General features: G+C 70.7%; 17 protein-coding genes. 10 read left to right on the top strand and 7 right to left on the bottom strand.

The window, feature by feature from the left end:
- Window positions 1-215: 215 nt before the first annotated feature.
- Window positions 216-1,655, top strand: coding sequence for a carotenoid oxygenase family protein (locus H7I87_RS06785; RefSeq protein WP_033726545.1), 1,440 nt, complete (start codon window positions 216-218; stop codon window positions 1,653-1,655).
- Window positions 1,656-1,667: 12 nt separating this feature from the next.
- Here H7I87_RS06785 and H7I87_RS06780 read toward each other — a convergent pair whose 3' ends face one another.
- Together H7I87_RS06780 and mhuD are read right to left on the bottom strand one after the other, a co-directional pair.
- Complete coding sequence (locus tag H7I87_RS06780; RefSeq protein ID WP_033725738.1) at window positions 1,668-3,035, bottom strand: serine hydrolase; 1,368 nt, start codon at window positions 3,033-3,035, stop codon at window positions 1,668-1,670.
- Complete coding sequence (gene mhuD, locus H7I87_RS06775; protein WP_003875625.1) at window positions 3,010-3,330, bottom strand: mycobilin-forming heme oxygenase MhuD; 321 nt, start codon at window positions 3,328-3,330, stop codon at window positions 3,010-3,012. Before mhuD ends, H7I87_RS06780 begins: the two co-directional genes overlap by 26 nt.
- 61 nt (window positions 3,331-3,391) lie before the next feature.
- Here mhuD and H7I87_RS06770 point away from each other — a divergent pair, with 61 nt between their 5' ends.
- Entirely contained in the window at window positions 3,392-4,147 is a 756-nt protein-coding gene (locus H7I87_RS06770; RefSeq protein ID WP_009974751.1) for an alpha/beta fold hydrolase, read from the top strand.
- Here the strand turns inward: H7I87_RS06770 and H7I87_RS06765 are convergent.
- The gene (locus tag H7I87_RS06765; protein ID WP_011723645.1) at window positions 4,130-5,041 is read right to left on the bottom strand and encodes an HhH-GPD family protein; all 912 of its coding nucleotides are present in this window, start codon (window positions 5,039-5,041) and stop codon (window positions 4,130-4,132) included. The genes H7I87_RS06770 and H7I87_RS06765 overlap by 18 nt on opposite strands.
- Here H7I87_RS06765 and H7I87_RS06760 point away from each other — a divergent pair.
- Both H7I87_RS06760 and H7I87_RS06755 read left to right on the top strand, forming a co-directional pair.
- Entirely contained in the window at window positions 5,040-5,657 is a 618-nt protein-coding gene (locus H7I87_RS06760) for a carbonic anhydrase (protein WP_003877107.1), read from the top strand. The two genes, H7I87_RS06765 and H7I87_RS06760, sit on opposite strands and share 2 nt — an antisense overlap.
- A gap of 135 nt (window positions 5,658-5,792) precedes the next feature.
- Window positions 5,793-6,602, top strand: coding sequence for a hypothetical protein (locus tag H7I87_RS06755; protein ID WP_085989566.1), 810 nt, complete (start codon window positions 5,793-5,795; stop codon window positions 6,600-6,602).
- A 27-nt stretch (window positions 6,603-6,629) separates the two neighbouring features.
- On the opposite strand, the gene disA is transcribed toward H7I87_RS06755, so the two are convergent.
- From disA to H7I87_RS06740, 3 genes are read right to left on the bottom strand one after another with little or no spacing between them, the layout of a single operon-like run.
- The gene (gene disA / locus H7I87_RS06750; RefSeq protein ID WP_009974755.1) at window positions 6,630-7,703 is read right to left on the bottom strand and encodes a DNA integrity scanning diadenylate cyclase DisA; all 1,074 of its coding nucleotides are present in this window, start codon (window positions 7,701-7,703) and stop codon (window positions 6,630-6,632) included.
- The gene (gene radA / locus H7I87_RS06745; protein ID WP_023861940.1) at window positions 7,700-9,124 is read right to left on the bottom strand and encodes a DNA repair protein RadA; all 1,425 of its coding nucleotides are present in this window, start codon (window positions 9,122-9,124) and stop codon (window positions 7,700-7,702) included. The genes disA and radA overlap by 4 nt, the downstream gene beginning before the upstream one ends.
- A 49-nt stretch (window positions 9,125-9,173) precedes the next feature.
- The gene (locus H7I87_RS06740; protein WP_063966973.1) at window positions 9,174-9,740 is read right to left on the bottom strand and encodes a copper chaperone PCu(A)C domain-containing protein; all 567 of its coding nucleotides are present in this window, start codon (window positions 9,738-9,740) and stop codon (window positions 9,174-9,176) included.
- A gap of 278 nt (window positions 9,741-10,018) precedes the next feature.
- Between H7I87_RS06740 and carD the strand changes: the two genes are divergently transcribed.
- Genes carD through H7I87_RS06710 form a run of 6 tightly spaced genes read left to right on the top strand, consistent with a single transcriptional unit; the run spans window position 10,019 to window position 15,033 of the window.
- Entirely contained in the window at window positions 10,019-10,507 is a 489-nt protein-coding gene (gene carD / locus H7I87_RS06735) for an RNA polymerase-binding transcription factor CarD (protein WP_003419482.1), read from the top strand.
- Window positions 10,508-10,541: 34 nt separating this feature from the next.
- Complete coding sequence (gene ispD, locus H7I87_RS06730) at window positions 10,542-11,231, top strand: 2-C-methyl-D-erythritol 4-phosphate cytidylyltransferase (protein ID WP_011723647.1); 690 nt, start codon at window positions 10,542-10,544, stop codon at window positions 11,229-11,231.
- Entirely contained in the window at window positions 11,228-11,707 is a 480-nt protein-coding gene (gene ispF / locus H7I87_RS06725) for a 2-C-methyl-D-erythritol 2,4-cyclodiphosphate synthase (protein WP_003875634.1), read from the top strand. The genes ispD and ispF overlap by 4 nt, the downstream gene beginning before the upstream one ends.
- A gap of 48 nt (window positions 11,708-11,755) precedes the next feature.
- Window positions 11,756-13,162 (top strand): cysteine--tRNA ligase, encoded by a 1,407-nt coding sequence (gene cysS, locus H7I87_RS06720; protein WP_009974759.1) that lies wholly within the window; start codon window positions 11,756-11,758, stop codon window positions 13,160-13,162.
- Window positions 13,163-14,092, top strand: a complete 930-nt coding sequence (rlmB, locus tag H7I87_RS06715) for a 23S rRNA (guanosine(2251)-2'-O)-methyltransferase RlmB (protein WP_009974760.1) — start codon at window positions 13,163-13,165, stop codon at window positions 14,090-14,092.
- A gap of 35 nt (window positions 14,093-14,127) precedes the next feature.
- A complete protein-coding gene (locus H7I87_RS06710) occupies window positions 14,128-15,033 on the top strand; it encodes a glycerophosphodiester phosphodiesterase (protein WP_024637591.1) in 906 nt (301 codons plus the stop codon).
- On the opposite strand, the gene H7I87_RS06705 is transcribed toward H7I87_RS06710, so the two are convergent.
- Entirely contained in the window at window positions 14,937-16,370 is a 1,434-nt protein-coding gene (locus H7I87_RS06705; RefSeq protein ID WP_009974762.1) for an FAD-dependent oxidoreductase, read from the bottom strand. The two genes, H7I87_RS06710 and H7I87_RS06705, sit on opposite strands and share 97 nt — an antisense overlap.
- Window positions 16,371-16,473 lie beyond the last annotated feature (103 nt).

The raw sequence follows: 16,473 nt of genomic DNA, 5'->3' as shown, positions 1-16,473 counted from the left end.
TACCGTCACTATCCAAGCCGGCAAGCACACCCTGACCGCTGCTGAACCGCCACCACCCGACCTCGCCGAAATCCTCGCAAACATCCACAGCCTACGTGCGCACTAGCCTGATAAAAGTCGGGGCGTACGCCAAACTTGACACATGTCAAGTTTGGCGGCAGGATTGTCGTCCACGAGCGCAACCAACAGCGTGTCGCTCAGGTAGGAGGTCTGTTATGGCCAACCGCTACCTGCAGGGTCCATTCGCCCCGATGCATCACGAGTACACGCTGACCGGTTTGGAGGTCGTCGGCACGATCCCGGATTACCTGGATGGGCGGTATCTGCGCAACGGCGCCAACCCAATCGGCGACGTCGATCCTGAGCGTTATCACTGGTTCCTGGGCGACGGCATGGTGCACGGCATCCGAATCCGTGACGGCAAGGCCGAGTGGTACCGCAACCGTTGGGTGCGCAGCCCAGCCACCTCGAAAGCCCTCGGCCAGCCCGCACCGCCGGGTCACTTCGGCTTTTTTCCAACCGGCGCCAATACCAACGTAATCGGGCATGCCGGCAAGACACTCGCATTGATCGAAGGCGGCATCGCCAACTATGAACTCACCGAGGAATTGGACACCGTCGGCGTGTGCGACTTCGCCGGAACGCTCACCGGCGGGTACGCGGCGCACCCCCATCGTGACCCCGAGACGGGTGAGCTGCATGCGGTTTCGTACAACCCCTACCGCGGCAACAAGGTGCAGTATTCGGTGATCGACGTCGAGGGTCGAGCGCGACGGACCGTTGACGTCACCGTTGGCGGCAGCCCGATGATGCATGACTTTTCCCTGACTGAACGCTATGTCGTGTTCTACGACCTGCCGGTCACCTTCGATGCGGCGGTGGGCGCGGCCATGACGGCGCCGCGCGGGCTTCGGCCGATCGCCCGACTGATGCTGTCGGCGCTGATCGGCCGGGTCGCCATTCCCGATCCCATCGCCGCGCGGCTGCTGGCGGCGACCACGGACCGGCGAATGCCCTACTCGTGGAACCCGAACTACCCGGCCCGTGTCGGCGTGATGCCACGCGACGGTGAAGATGCCGATGTGCGCTGGTTCGACGTCGAACCGTGCTACGTATTCCATCCGATGAATGCCTACGAAGAGGATGGCACCATCGTGCTCGACGTAGTGCGAAACCCCAAGATGTCCGACCGGGACCGCACCGGTCCCAATGAGGGGCCACCCACGTTGGACCGTTGGGTGATCGATCTGGCGGCCGGGAAGGTGCGCGAATCTCGCATTGATGATCGGGGCCAGGAGTTTCCGCGCATCGACGAGCGCCTGGTTGGAAAGCGGCATCGTTACGGCTACACGCCGACGGTGCTGGAGGGCATCGAAGGCGGGGACTGCTTGCTCAAGCACGATCTTGTTGGCGGGAGCACCCAGTCGCGCTCCCTGGGCCCGCAAAAAGCATTGGGCGAGTTCGTGTTTCATCCTTCATCGCCGACCGCCGCGGAAGACGAGGGCGTGCTGATGGGCTATGTGTACGACCGGGCCACCAATCGCAGCGAGTTGGCGATCCTCGATGCTCAAACCCTTGAGGACGTTGCCAGCATCAAGCTGCCGCATCGAGTTCCCGCCGGCTTCCATGGCAACTGGGTGCCCAGCACCAACTAGCGGCCGCCGCGACTAGCGCGGCGCGATCAGCGCGAAGGCCTGTTTGGCCACCTGCAGCATCCAGCCCGTCGCGGTCGGGCCGTGATCGCGCGGCCAGTTCAGCTGGAAGCTGACCACCCACGGCTGGTGTGTCTTGTCGACCGCGTACCAGCTGAACGTCAAATCCCCCGGCAGCCCACCGGCTTTCGCGCCGATGTAGGGCCACACCGCCGGGTCCAGCTGGATGCCCGACACCGCGGACAGGATGTCGCGCACCGGTGCGGCCTTGCCCACCGCGTCGGCCTGCAGCGCCGCGTGCACCCGGCAGATGTCCTGCGCGTTGCCGTACCACTCCGCGCCGTAGGAGGACGCCGGCGAGTGGGCGCGCATCGGATCCGGGTCGTACGGCGTCGAATTCGCCTGCGCCAGCAGCCGGGCGCGAACCTGCGGGGATCCGTGCTCCCACTGGCTGCGCAGATCGGGTCGGCCCCAGCCGACCGAGAACAGCTCGTACATGGTGGGGAACGGAGTCATGCTGGACGGGTCGTGATGGCCGGCCGTGGCCAGCGCCTCCTCGATGGCGTGCGTGCCCAGCTTGTCGATCAGCAGGTCGGTCGCCATGTTGTCGCTGGTGGCGATCATCTTCTCGGCGGCGGTGCGCACCGAGACCTGCGCCCCGGCGGGCAGCGCCAGACCCGACGAACCCACGGCCCGGCTCTTGTCGGTGACGGTCAGCTGGTCGTCCCAGGACACCCTTCCGGCGGTGACGGCGCCGGCCAGGGCGTGCAGCACGTAGAGCTTGAAAATCGATGCCAGCGGCAGGGATTCGCCGGTGTTGGTGCCCGCCACCGGTTCGCAGCGGCCCTGCGGGTCGACCTTGGCGGCCTGATACGAGTAGCGCGCGCCGGTCTTGCTCAACACCGCATCGACGTCATGCCACGAGTTGACCGTGGGCGCCCGGGTGTCCAGGTCGAAGCGGTCCACCCAGCCGCCGTCGTCGGTGTGGATCCGGATGTCTTGGCGGGCACCGTAGGACGACGTCAGGTGCAGGGTGGCCACGCTGGCCCCGATGTCGACACCGTTGAGGGCGAACGGGCGATCCCACCACAGCGCCTCCAGCGTGGTCTGCACCGACTCCACCTTGTCGGCGGCGGCCAGGGTGCGAACGCCGACCGGGCCGATGGGCCAGTCCGAATTCAGCATGTCCAACGTCTGCTGGGCCCGGATGCCGGGCGGCGTCCGGGTGTCGATCTGGCGTCCCGGATTGGCCGCGTTCGCCTGCGGGGAGGGGGAGGAGGCGCACCCGGGCGCCAAGGTCGCCACCAGTGCGGCGGCAGCGCTCAGCACCAGTGCGCGGCGCCAGGCGAACAGCCCGCTAGCCAGCCTGCTTGTTTGCGGCAACGTCCAGCACAACCTCGAATTCCAGCAGAGACGCCCCGGTCGCCACCGGGTTGGCCCGATGGCCGGCGTGCGCTTCGATGGCGGGACCCTTCGCCCACGCCTGGAACGCCTCGTCGGACTCCCAGTGTGTCACCACGAAGTAGCGGTCCTCGCCCTGGACCGGACGCAGCAACTGGAAGCCGAGGAAGCCGGGCTGATTCTCCACCGCATGGGCGCGGTGGGCGAACCGCTTCTCCAGTTCCGGGCCCGCGTCGGCGGGCACTTCGATTGCGTTGATCTTCACCACTGGCGGCATGCCGCTAGGCTACCCCGGCCCCCGCCCGGGACAACCGGCGCGGTGCACGCAAGATGGTGGCATGCCCAGCACGGTGTTGACTCGCCACGGCGGCCACGGCGAGCCCCTGGTGCTGGTGCACGGCCTGATGGGCCGGGGCAGCACCTGGACGCGCCAGCTGCCGTGGCTGACCCGGCTGGGCACCGTCTACAGCTACGACGCGCCGTGGCACCGCGGCCGCGACGTCGAGGACCCGCACCCGATCAGCACCGAACGCTTCGTGGCCGACCTGGCCGACGCGGTGGGCACCCTGGATGCGCCGGCCCGGATGGTCGGGCATTCGATGGGCGCCCTGCACTCGTGGTGCCTGGCCGCGCAGCATCCCAAGCTGGTGTCGGCCCTGGTGGTCGAGGACATGGCCCCGGACTTCCGCGGCCGCACCACCGGCCCGTGGGAGCCGTGGCTGCACGCCCTGCCGGTCGAATTCGATTCCGCCGAACAGGTATTCGCCGAATTCGGGCCGGTCGCCGGGCAGTACTTCCTGGAGGCGTTCGACCGCACCGAAACGGGTTGGCGGCTGCACGGCCACACCTCGCGATGGATCGAGATCGCCGCGGAATGGGGCACCCGGGACTACTGGGCGCAGTGGCGCGCGGTGCGCGTCCCGGCGCTGCTGATCGAGGCCGGCAATTCGGTCACCCCGCCCGGCCAGATGCTCGAGATGGCCGAAAGGGCCGTCGCCGCAACCTATTTGCACGTCCCACAGGCCGGGCACCTGGTCCACGACGAGGCGCCGGAGGCGTACCGGCAGGCCGTCGAGTCATTCCTCGCCGGCTAGGGCGAACCGGCCGTCGGCCGTCTGCGTCACCAGGCCGTCGGCCAGCAGCGAATACAGCGCCCGGTCCCGCTGCGCTGTGTCGGTCAGCCAGGCCACATCCAGCTCGGCCCGGGTGACCGGAGAATCGTTGCCGCGCAACACATCCATGAGGCGTCCGCGCACCTGCCGGTCGGTTCCGGCGTAGGTCTGAACCCGCCGCGCCGGCCCGGTCGGCGGGGGATGACCGGCCTCGCGCCAGGCGCACCGGCGCAGCGGGCACAACCCGCAGCGCGGGGCGCGGGCGGTGCACACCGTGGCCCCCAGCTCCATCAGCGCGACCGAGAACTCCGGCGCGCTGCCGTCGCCCGGCAGCAGCGCCGCCACGTCGGCGTGGTCGCGGCCGGCGGACGGCGCTCCGGCGTCGGCCTGGCCGTGCACCGCGCGGGCCACCACCCGGCGCACGTTGGTGTCCACCACCGGCACCGGGCGTCGGTAGGCGAAGCAGGCGACGGCGCGGGCGGTGTAGCCGCCGACCCCCGGCAGCGTCAGCAGGGTGTCGATGTCGCGGGGAACCACGTCACCGTGATCGCGCGCGATCACGGTGGCGCACTCGTGTAATCGCTTGGCGCGCCGCGGATATCCCAGCTTGCCCCAGGCACGCAGCACGTCGGCGGCGCTGGCCGCCGCGGTGGCCGACGGGGTGGGCCAGCGCCGCACCCAGTCCGGCCAGATCGGCAGCACCCGCGACACCGGCGTCTGCTGCAGCATGAACTCGCTGACCAGGATCTGCCATGCGCTGACGCCGGGGGCGCGCCACGGCAGATCGCGGCGCGCAACCCGATACCACTCGAGAAGATCGGTAACCGATATGAGTGGGCTGCCGACGGCCGGCGGCTGCGGCATGATGTCAGCCATGCCTAACACCAGTCCGGTAACCGCGTGGAAGTCACTCAAAGAGGGTAACGAGCGATTCGTCGCCGGGAAGCCGCAGCATCCGAGCCAAAGCGTCGAGCATCGCGCCAGCCTGGCCGCCGGGCAGAGCCCCACCGCGGTGGTGTTCGGCTGCTCGGACAGCCGGGTCGCCGCCGAGCTGATCTTCGATCAGGGCCTGGGCGACATGTTCGTGGTGCGCACCGCGGGCCAGGCCATCGACACCGCGGTCCTGGGTTCCATCGAATTCGCGGTGAGCGTGCTCAACGTGCCGCTGATCGTGGTGTTGGGCCATGACAGCTGCGGCGCGGTCAAGGCCGCCCTGGGCGCCATCGAGGAGGGCGCCATCCCCGGCGGTTTCGTGCGCGACGTGGTGGAGCGGGTGGCGCCGTCGATCCTGATGGGCCGCCGCGAGGGCCTGAGCCGCGTCGACGAGTTCGAGGAGCGGCACGTCCGCGAAACCGTGGCCCAGCTGGTGTCGCGGTCCACGACCATCGCCGAGCGGATCGGCGACGGCACGGTCGCGGTGGCCGGCGTCACCTACCACCTGGCCGACGGGCGGGCGGCCCTGTGCGACCACGTGGGCGACATCGGCGAATAACGGGCGAGCGGCCCGCCGATCCCGCCCGAGCGGCCGGGTCGGCGCGCCACCCTTACACCGGGGTCAGCCAGCAAACCTCGCGACACGCCGGGGCGGGTCAGCCGAATCGGCGTGACCTGGGCCTACGCTGCGAACGTGCTCGATCTGGAACCGCGTGGCCCGCTACCCACCGAGATCTACTGGCGGCGCAGAGGCCTGGCCGTGGGCATCGCGGTCGTCGTGATCGGGGTCGTGGCCGCCGCGGTCATCGCCTTCATGGGACACAGCGCGGGAGCCAAGCCCGCCAACGCCGACAAGCCGAACTCCGCGCAGAGCAAGCCGGGATCACCGGCGCCGCAGGCGCCGCCGCCCCCCGGCCCGGAAGGCCCCGCCCCGGCGGTGCCGCCGGCGCAGGGCCAGAACCCCGAGACGCCCACACCCACCGCCGCCGTGCAGCCGCCGCCGGTGCTCAAGGAGGGCGACGACTGCCCCGACTCGACGCTGGCGGTCAAGGGGCTGACCAACGCGCCGCAATACTTCATCGGTGACCAGCCGAAGTTCACCATGGTCGTCACCAACATCGGGCTGGTGGCCTGCAAGCGCGACGTGGGCGCCGCGGTGCTGGCAGCCTACGTCTACTCGCTGGACAACAAGCGGCTGTGGTCGAACCTGGACTGCGCGCCGTCCAACGAGACGCTGATCAAGACCTTCACCCCGGGCGAGCAGGTGACCACCGCGGTGACCTGGACGGGCATGGGCTCGGCGCCGCACTGCCCGTTGCCGCGGCCGGCGATCGGGCCCGGCACCTACAACCTCGTCGTGCAGCTGGGCAATCTGCGCTCGCAGCCGGTTCCGTTCATCATGAACCAGCCGCCACCGCCGCCCGGCCCGGTGCCCGGACCCGGTCAGCCCGGGGCGGTGCCGCAGCCCGAGGCGCCGCCGGTGCCCCCGCCGCCGGCCGGCTGAAGCACCGGCGACTCAGCTCAACGCGACTCAGCTCAGCGAGTCGGTGATCGTCGACTCCGCCAGCTGCGAAAGTCCTTCTCGCACATGGCGGGCCCACATCGCGCCGATGCCGTCGATCGACTGCAGGTCGCTGGCGCTGGCCGCCAGCACGTTCTGCAGCGTCCCGAATGACCGGACCAACAGGTCGGCGTGAGCGAACTGCAGCCGGGGGATGCCGGCCAGCGCCCGGTAGCCGCGCGGGCTGACCGCCGAGTCCTGCGCCTCCGTCGTCGTCGGATAGCCGAAAACCTTTGCCAGCGCGGTGAAATCGAGCAGCTCGGTGTCCGAGAGCGCATCCAGCTCGTCGAGGGTGGCGGTCATCTGGGCCTCGGACAGCGGCTCGGGGCTGGCGTGGTAGTCACGCACGATCAACTCGCGGGCGTTGTCGTTGCCGCCCAGCAGCTCGTCGAGCTGCAGCCGCAGCTGCCGGCCGTCGGTGCCGAGCTCGACCACGTCGTTGTCGATCACCTGGCCGATTCGCCGCACCAGCTCCAGGCGCTGCACCACGGTCAGGACGTCGCGCAGCGTGACGAAGTCCTCGATCTCGGCGCGCGACAGCTGCCTGCTGACCTCGTCCAGCCGGATCTTGTACCGCTCCAGGGTGGCGATGGCCTGATTGGCCCGCGACAGAATGGTCGCCGAATCCGCCACCACGTGCCGCTCCCCGCCCACGTAGACGGTCACGATGTTCATCGAATGGCTCACCGAGATCACCGGATAGCCGGTCTGGATCGCGGCCCGCTCCGCCGAGCGGTGCCGGGTTCCCGACTCGTCGGTGGCGATCGAGGGGTCGGGGACCAGCTGCACGTTGGCCCGCACGATGCGGCTGCCGTCGGTGGACAGCACCACGGCGCCGTCCATCTTCGCCAGCTCGCGCAGCCGGGTCGGCGCGTAGCGCACATCCAGCGCGAAGCCGCCGTCGCAGATGGCCTCGACGTTTTCGTCGTTGCCGAGCACGATCAGCGCGCCGGTGCGGCCGCGCAGGATGCGCTCCAGGCCGTCACGCAGCCCGGTGCCCGGGGCCAGCCGGGCGACGGTCTCACGCAGCGTCGGACGAGTCACAGCGTGTCATTCTGCGGCCCCAGTGCACGATGCGTCCAGCCTTTGCGGGGCTCGGCGATGTCGACCATGTGCTGCAGGGCCGCACCAATGGTCGGGGCCCGTAGCGCCCGCATCCCGCTGGGCACGATCTCGCGCCGCGGGTCGTCGCCGTCCGGAATCAGCGCGATGGAAAACCCCTGCCGGGCGGCCTCGCTCAGCCGCCGCGCCATGCCGCTGACCCGCCGCAGGTCCCCGGCCAGCCCCACCTCGCCGATCATCACCGCCGTCGTCGGCAGCGGCAGCTCGGACAGCGCCGACGCCAGCGCGATCGCGACGGCCAGATCCGACGACGGGTCGGTCAGCCGCATGCCGCCGACCGTGGACAGGTAGATGTCGTTGACCGCGACCGGCAGCTTTCCGTGCTTTTCCAGCACCGCGGTGATCATCGCGGCCCGGGAGTGGTCGATGCCGCTGACCGCACGGCGCGGGGAGCCGCCCGACGGGCTGGCCAGCAACGCCTGCACCTCGCCGATCAGCGGCCGTTTGCCGTCCAGCGTCACCGTGATCGCGGTGCCCGGCACCGGGGCCGAGCGCTGATCCAGAAACAGGTTCGACGGGTCGGTGACGCCGGCGATCCCGTTGTCGTGCAACAGAAAACACCCGACCTCGTCGGCGGCGCCGAACCGGTTCTTGATGCCGCGGACCATCCGCAGCGAGCCGTTGCGGTCGCCCTCGAAGTGCAGCACCACGTCGACCAGGTGCTCGAGCGACCGCGGCCCGGCGATGGCGCCGTCCTTGGTGACGTGCCCGACCAGGATCAGCGCCACCCCGTTGGCCTTGGCCGCGGCGGTCAGCGCCGCCGTCACCGCCCGCACCTGCGTGACCCCGCCGGCGACGCCGTCGGCCTCGGTGGTGGACATGGTCTGCACCGAATCCACGATCACCAGCGCGGGCTTGACCGTGGCGACGTGCTCGAGCACCGTGTGCAGGTCGGATTCCGCAGCCAGATACACCTGGTCCCCGCCGCAGCCGATGCGGTCGGCCCGCAGCCGGATCTGGCCGGCCGACTCCTCACCGGAGATGTACAGCGCGCGCCGGCCGGACTGCGCCCAGCGGTGCGCGACCTCGAGCAGCAGCGTCGACTTGCCCACGCCCGGATCGCCGGCCAGCAGCGTGACCGAACCGGGCACCACGCCGCCGCCGAGCACCCGGTCGAGCTCGTCCACACCGGTCGAGCGGTGCCGGCTGGCGTCGGGCTTGATGGAGGTGATCGGCACGGCCTGCGACGCGGCCGTCAGGCGCGGGCGACGGCCGGCCACCGCGCTGAGCGCGGGAACCTCGTCGACGGTGCCCCAGGTGCCGCATTCCAGGCAGCGGCCGACCCACTTCGCCGTCACGTGCCGGCATTCCGAGCAGCGGTATTGGGAGCGTGCGGTTGCCACGTGATGACGGTAGCGAGCGGCTACGACAAGACCGCGCCGCGACAGGCGGTCAGCCGGCGTGATCCGGCTGCGGCGCCACCCCGGCCGAGATCGGGACCAGCACGCTGGCCTGCCCGGCCTTCTCGAACGAGAAGGTGAAGTTGTAGGTCAGGCCGTTGGTGATCGGCTTGGCCAGCGTGACCGTCGCCTTGGCCGCGGTGTTGGAGCCGATCGGGCCGGGCGCCACCTTCTGGCCCTCCGGCGTACCGATGAACAACATCCCGCCGGCCGGCAGCCGGGTGTCGCCGCTCAGCGTCACCGTGCCGATGTCGGTGGTGATGCCCACCAGCTTGTTCGGGGTGTTCGGGGACTGGTTGACGGCCACCGCCACCAGTTCCACCGCCCGGCCCGGCTGCAGGAAGTCGCCGGTCTGCACGGCCTGGATCCGGATGTCGCGCAACGCCACGTTGTTGAAGGTGACCTTGTTGCCGTTGATGGCGGGTTCCTGCACCGCCATCTGCGAGACCTGACCGGCCCCGCAACCGCTGAGCAGGACGGCCGGCACGGCCACCGCCCCGGCGAGGGCGACCCGGACGGCGCGCGCGGGAAGGCCGAGGCGGATCTTGAAGCGGTTCACTCTCTCGAGCCTCCTGCTGAGCCGTGCGACTGAATGCAACTATGCACAGTAGTAGGAACGTCTTCGGCGCGGTAGCGCGGGGCGCCAGACCAGCGCGGGAGCGCTCGCACAGGCCGCTTCCGGGGCCGACGGCGGGCATTGGTAATGTGCTGCACTGCACGACTTGCTCCTCATGTCAACCCCTAATCTGCGCGTGTTGTGCCCCTGACCTGCATCGTTGCTTCGCGCGTGGTTAGGCGGACGTGTTAGGATGAAGTAACGAAAGGGGCTCGAATCAGATGATCTTCAAGGTCGGCGACACCGTTGTGTACCCACATCACGGTGCTGCGTTAGTCGAGGCGATCGAAACCCGGACGATCAAAGGGGAACAAAAAGAGTATCTCGTCTTGAAGGTGGCGCAGGGCGACCTGACCGTTCGAGTTCCCGCCGAGAACGCCGAATACGTCGGCGTGCGCGACGTCGTCGGACAAGAAGGCCTCGACAAGGTATTCCAGGTGCTGCGCGCCCCGCACACCGAGGAGCCGACCAACTGGTCGCGCCGCTACAAGGCCAACCTGGAGAAGCTCGCCTCCGGTGACGTCAACAAGGTCGCCGAGGTGGTGCGCGACCTGTGGCGCCGCGACCAGGAGCGCGGCCTGTCGGCCGGCGAGAAGCGCATGCTGGCCAAGGCCCGCCAGATCCTGGTCGGTGAACTGGCGCTGGCCGAGAGCACCGACGACGCCAAGGCCGAGACCATCCTCGACGAGGTTCTGGCCGCCGCTTCCTGAAGGTCCTGACACTTCATTGGTCCCGGAGACGGGGTTGGCCCCGGAGACGGGCAGCTCAGGCGCCGTAGCCGCCGTCGTCCCGGCTGCCGGGTCGGGGGAGCGACTGGCAGCGGGAATTCCCAAGGCATTCTGTGAGATCGACGGTGCCAGCATGCTGGCCCGCGCCGTCGCCGGTCTGCTGGACTCCAAGGTGGTCGACCACGTGGTGGTGGCGGTGCCCGCCGACCGCGTCGACGAGGCCAAACGACTGCTGGCCGCGCAGGCCACCGTCGTCGCCGGCGGAGCCGACCGCACCGCATCCGTGCGCCTGGCCCTGGCCGCCGTGCCCGGCAACCCCGCGTTCGTGCTGGTGCACGACGCCGCCCGCGCCCTGACGCCGCCGGCGCTGATCGCCCGGGTGGTGCAGGCGCTGCGCGACGGTCACCGCGCCGTGGTGCCGGCGCTGCCGCTGCACGACACCGTCAAGGCCGTCGACGCCAACGGGGTGGTGCTCGGCACGCCGGAACGCGACGGGCTGCGGGCGGTGCAGACACCGCAGGGTTTCGCCACCGACCTGCTGCTGCGCGCCTACGCCGCCGGGGCCGGCACGGCGGGTTTCACCGACGATGCGTCGCTGGTCGAGCACGTCGGCGGCCAGGTCCAGGTGGTCGACGGCGACCCGCTGGCCTTCAAGATCACCACCCAGCTCGATCTGCTGCTGGCCGAGACCATCGTGCGCCGGTGAACACCACCCCGCGGATCGGCCTGGGCGTCGACGTGCACCCGATCCAGCCCGGGCGGCCGTGCCGGCTGCTGGGCCTGCTTTTCGACGACGCCGACGGCTGCGCCGGCCACTCCGACGGCGACGTGGGCGCGCACGCGCTGTGCGACGCCGTGTTGTCGGCGGCGGGACTGGGCGACGTGGGTGCGGTGTTCGGCGTCGACGATCCGCGCTGGGCGGGTGTCAGCGGCGCCGACATGCTGCGCCACGTCGCCGATCTGACGGCGCGCCACGGCTTTCGGGTGGGCAACGCCGCCGTCCAGGTGATCGGGAACCGGCCCAAGGTCGGGCCGCGCCGCGCCGAGGCGCAGCGGGTGCTGTCGGAGCTGCTGGGGGCGCCGGTGTCGGTGGCGGCGACGACGACCGACGGGCTCGGGCTGACCGGGCGCGGTGAGGGCCTGGCCGCCATCGCCACCGCGCTGGTGGTCCCCACCGGCTGAGCCCGCGCGGCGCGGACGCCGCGGAACCACCCGGTAAGCTGGCACGTCGTGACCGATCGCCCCCGCTTGCGGCTACACGACACGGCAGCCGGTGCTGTGCGTGATTTCGTGCCGCTGCGCGACGGCCACGTCTCCATCTACCTCTGCGGCGCCACCGTGCAGGGCCTGCCGCACATCGGCCACGTCCGCAGCGGGGTGGCCTTCGACATCCTGCGCCGCTGGCTGATCGCCCTCGGCTACGACGTCGCCTTCATCCGCAACGTCACCGACATCGACGACAAGATCCTCAACAAGGCCGCCGCGGCGGGCCGGCCGTGGTGGGAGTGGGCGGCCACCTACGAACGCGCGTTCAGCGCCGCCTACGACGCCCTGGACGTGTTGCCGCCGTCGGCCGAGCCGCGCGCCACCGGGCACATCACCCAGATGGTCGAATTGATCGAGCGGCTGATCGAAAAGGGCCACGCCTACACCGGCGACGGCGACGTCTACTTCGACGTGCTGAGCTACCCCGAGTACGGGCAGCTGTCCGGGCACAGGATCGACGACGTCCACCAGGGCGAGGGCGTGGCCAGCGGCAAGCGCGACCAACGCGACTTCACGCTGTGGAAGGGCGCCAAGCCCGGCGAGCCGTCCTGGCCCACGCCGTGGGGCCGCGGGCGCCCCGGCTGGCACACCGAATGCGTGGCCATGGCCCACGAGTACCTCGGCCCCGAATTCGACATCCATTGCGGCGGAATGGATTTGGTGTTCCCCCACCACGAGAACGAGATCGCCCAGAGCCGCGCGGCCGGGGACGGGTTCGCCCGCTACTGGCTGCACAACGGCTGGGTGACCATGGGCGGGGAGAAGATGAGCAAGTCGCTGGGCAACGTGTTGGCCATCCCGGCGATGCTGCAGCGGGTGCGGCCCGCCGAGCTGCGCTACTACCTGGGCAGCGCGCACTACCGGTCGATGCTGGAGTTCTCCGACACCGCGCTGCAGGACGCCGTGAAAGCCTATGTGGGAGTTGAGGAATTCCTGCACCGGGTGCGGGTGCGGGTCGGCGCGGTGGAGCCGGGCGAGCCCACCCCGCGGTTCGCCGACGCGCTCAACGACGACCTGGCGGTGCCGGCCGCGCTGGCCGAGGTGCACCAGGCCCGCGCCGAAGGCAACCGCGCCCTGGACAGCGGCGATCACGAGGGCGCGCTGCGGCAGGCCCGCTCCATCCGCGCGATGATGGGCATCCTGGGCTGCGACCCGCTGCACGAACGCTGGGAGACCCGCGACGAGTCATCGGCGGCCCTGGCCGCCGTCGACGTGCTGGTGCGCGCGGAGCTGCAGAATCGGGAGAAGGCGCGCGAGCAGCGCAACTGGGCGCTCGCCGACGAGATCCGAAACCGGCTCAAGCAGGCCGGCATCGAGGTCACCGACACCGCCGACGGGCCGCAGTGGACGTTGGGCGGAGACGGCAAGTAGATGGCGGGCAACTCGCGACGCCGCGGCGCGGTACGCAAAGCCGGCACCAAGAAGGGCCCGACCGTGGGTTCGGGGGGCCAGCGCCGCCGCGGGCTGGAGGGCCGCGGTCCCACGCCGCCCGCGCACCTGCGGCCCAACCACCCCGCCGCCAAGCGCGCCCAATCGCCGCCCCGCCGCCCCGCCAAGCGCACCGAGGAGACCGAGACGGTGCTGGGCCGCAACCCGGTGCTGGAATGCCTGCGCGCCGGCGTCCCGGCGACCGCGCTGTATGTGGCGCTGGGCACCGAGGCCGACGAACGGCTCACCGAATCCGTCTCTCGCGCAGCCGATTCGGGCATCTCGATCCTCGAGGTGCCGCGCGCCGACCTGGACCGGATGACCGGCAACCACCTGCATCAGGGCATCGCGTTGCAGGTGCCGCCGTATATCTACGCCCACCCCGACGACCTGCTCGAGGCCGCGGCCGGTTCGCCGCCGGCACTGCTGGTCGCGCTGGACAACATCTCCGACCCGCGCAACCTGGGCGCCATCGTCCGGTCGGTCGCCGCGTTCGGCGGCCACGGTGTGCTGATCCCGCAGCGGCGGTCGGCGTCGGTGACGGCGGTGGCCTGGCGCACCAGCGCCGGGGCCGCCGCCCGCATCCCGGTCGCGCGGGCCACCAATCTCACCCGCACACTGCAGGATTGGGCCGACCGCGGGCTGCGGGTGATCGGGCTGGACGCCGGCGGGGACACCACGCTCGACGACCTGGACGGCAGCGACCCGCTGGTGGTCGTCGTGGGCTCGGAAGGCAAGGGGCTGTCCCGGCTGGTGCGGCAGAACTGTGACGAGGTGGTGTCCATCCCGATGGCCGGCAGCGCCGAATCGCTGAACGCCTCGGTGGCCGCGGGGGTGGTGCTGGCCGAGATCTCCAGGCAGCGCAGGGGTTGAGTTCCCTGGGCTCGCGGTGGGCGGTGGCGGCGGCGGTGGCGCTGCTGATGGCGGTGCTGCTGTCGGCGGCGCCGGTGTATGGGCAGCCGGCGACCTTTGATCTGCAGGCCCATCGCGGCGGCCGCGGCGAGACGACGGAGGAGTCGCTGCGCGCCTTCGCCAAGGCGATCCAAACCGGCGTCAGCACACTGGAACTCGACATCGTCGTGACCCGCGACGGCCAACCGCTGGTGTGGCACGACCCGACGATCCAGGCCGACAAATGCAGCGACACCGGCCCGGCGTTCCCCGGCGACCCGGGCTACCCGTATGTCGGCAAGCTGGTGCACCAGCTCACCGTCGCGCAGATCCACACCCTGGACTGCGGGCACCGGCTGAAAGAGTTCCCGGACGCGGAAGTGGTGCGCGGCAACAAGATCGCGACCCTTCCTGAGGTCTTCGCGGTGGCCGACTCGCACCGCGCCGACGCGATCCGCTACAACATCGAAACCAAGGTGGAGCCCGACGACACCGGCGCGTCGGCGCCGCCCCAGGAGTTCGTCGACGTGATCCTGGCCGCGGTCAGGTCGGCGGACAAGCTCGCGCGGGTGGAGATCCAGAGCTTCGACTGGCGCACCCTGCCGCTGGTACGGCGGGCCGAGCCGTCCATCCCGCTGGTGGCCCTGTACGACGAGCGGGCCGCCGGTGACCCGGTGCTCGGGGCGCGGGCGGCCGGTGCCGACATCGTCTCCCCGGACTACCGGCTGGTCACCGGCAAACCGTACGTCGACCGCGCGCATGCGTTGGGGCTCAAGGTCATTCCGTGGACCGTCGACGACGCCGAGAACATGCGGCGCCAGATCGACTACGGAGTCGACGGGCTCATCACCGACTTCCCGACGTTGGCGCGCGGGGTGCTGGCCGAACTCGGCGTGCCGCTGCCGCCGGCCGTGCCGGGGTGATCGGCGCCGCGGGCGCGCGCGGCGCGCCACATGATGCTCGGCCGCAACAGCCGGGTCGCGGGGTCGACGAGCGAGGTGACCCTGATGAACTGGTTCAGCGCGACCGTGTCGGTTTCGGCCGCGGTGAGCACCCGATCGACGTACTTGTTGAACGCCCGGGCTATCAGCGGCGGGGTGCCCTCGATTTCGGGCAGGGCGAGGTCGGGGTTGGTGGACAGCTGCCAGGCCTGCCGGATCGGCGCCGCCGCGGCGCGGAAGAATCGGCGCGCCAGATCCGTTGTGCCGCTTGACAAGCAGTCGCGCAGCGCCAGTGCCTCCAACGCGGCCACCGACATGCCCTGGCCGTAGATCGGGTTGAAGCTGCAGATCGCGTCGCCGGTGACCAGCAGGCCGTCCGGGAAACGCCGCAGCTTGTCGTAGCGGCGCCAGCGGCTGCACGGCATCCGGTGCCGCACCGGCTCCCCGACGGGTTCGGCGCCGCGCACCGCGGCGAGCAGGTGCGCCGGTGCGCAGTCGGCGATGAAATCGCACAGGGTGGCGAGGTCCAGCGTCGCGGGCTCCTCGCCGCCGACCCCCATCACGGTGAGCAGCCAGGTGTCGTGCTCGCAGTGCAGCAGCCCGCAGCCGCGCGGCCTGCCCGGCACGATCCCGATCAGCAAGCCGAGTTCGCGCGGCGCCTCGCCCGTCATGCGCAACGCCTGGCTGGCGTAGGTGAGCTGCACGGTGACGCGGTCCTCGCGCGGGCGGTCATACCCCAGGCTGTCCAGCCAGGTGGGCGTGTGGGCGGCGCGCCCGGTGGCGTCGACCACCAAATCGGCGGGCATCGCGGTGGTTTCGCCGGTCCGGCCGTCGGCCACCCACGCCCCCACCACGCGCCGGCGGTCGGCGGTCGAGACGAGACGCGTGACGCAGTGCTCGTCGCGCAGGGTGACGTTGGGAATGCCGCGCAGCCGCCCGCGGACGTGGTCCTCGAGGAACGGCCGGGTCGCGCTGTAGGCGGTCAGTCCGGGGGCGGCGCCGCTGCGCGTCATCAGATGCCCGCCGATGTTGTAGTAGAGCTGCGAGAGGTCCTGGCCGTCGAAGTACTGGGCGCCGTCGCGGACCATCTGGTCGAGAACACCCGGGAACAACTCCTCGATCGCCTGGGCGCCGCGGCACAATAGGGCGTGCAGATGCCGGCCCTGCGGCACACCCCGCCGAGCGCCGTGGGCGTCGGGCAGCGGGTCGCGCTCCACCACGGTGACCCGGTCGAAGAAGTCGGCCAGCGAGCGCCCGGCCAGCAAACCGCCCATGCTCGCCCCCAACACCACCGCGTGCTCACCCACCTTGGTCGTCATGTCGCCGCCTTTCCGAGCTGTTAGCTGACAAAAACAATGCTCACGGGCACCGGCGGGCGCCGATAGCGTAGTCGGGTACTCCACCTCGGGTGGCCGCGCCGCC

The organism is Mycobacterium timonense, from assembly GCF_025821985.1.
In the GTDB taxonomy this organism is placed as follows: Bacteria; Actinomycetota; Actinomycetes; order Mycobacteriales; family Mycobacteriaceae; genus Mycobacterium; species Mycobacterium avium.
Note: the sequence above shows the minus strand (reverse complement) of the source record. Positions and strands in the feature narration are given on the sequence as shown.

Bases quoted from the DNA above. Each gene is read 5' to 3' on its own strand.
- H7I87_RS06760 (WP_003877107.1), top strand. From the start codon at position 5,040: ATGCCTAACACCAGTCCGGTAACCGCGTGGAAGTCACTCAAAGAGGGT.
- mhuD (WP_003875625.1), bottom strand. From the start codon at position 3,330: ATGCCGCCAGTGGTGAAGATCAACGCAATCGAAGTGCCCGCCGACGCG.
- H7I87_RS06785 (WP_033726545.1), top strand. From the start codon at position 216: ATGGCCAACCGCTACCTGCAGGGTCCATTCGCCCCGATGCATCACGAG.
- H7I87_RS06770 (WP_009974751.1), top strand. From the start codon at position 3,392: ATGCCCAGCACGGTGTTGACTCGCCACGGCGGCCACGGCGAGCCCCTG.
- rlmB (WP_009974760.1), top strand. From the start codon at position 13,163: ATGGCGGGCAACTCGCGACGCCGCGGCGCGGTACGCAAAGCCGGCACC.
- H7I87_RS06765 (WP_011723645.1), bottom strand. From the start codon at position 5,041: ATGGCTGACATCATGCCGCAGCCGCCGGCCGTCGGCAGCCCACTCATA.
- carD (WP_003419482.1), top strand. From the start codon at position 10,019: ATGATCTTCAAGGTCGGCGACACCGTTGTGTACCCACATCACGGTGCT.
- H7I87_RS06705 (WP_009974762.1), bottom strand. From the start codon at position 16,370: ATGACGACCAAGGTGGGTGAGCACGCGGTGGTGTTGGGGGCGAGCATG.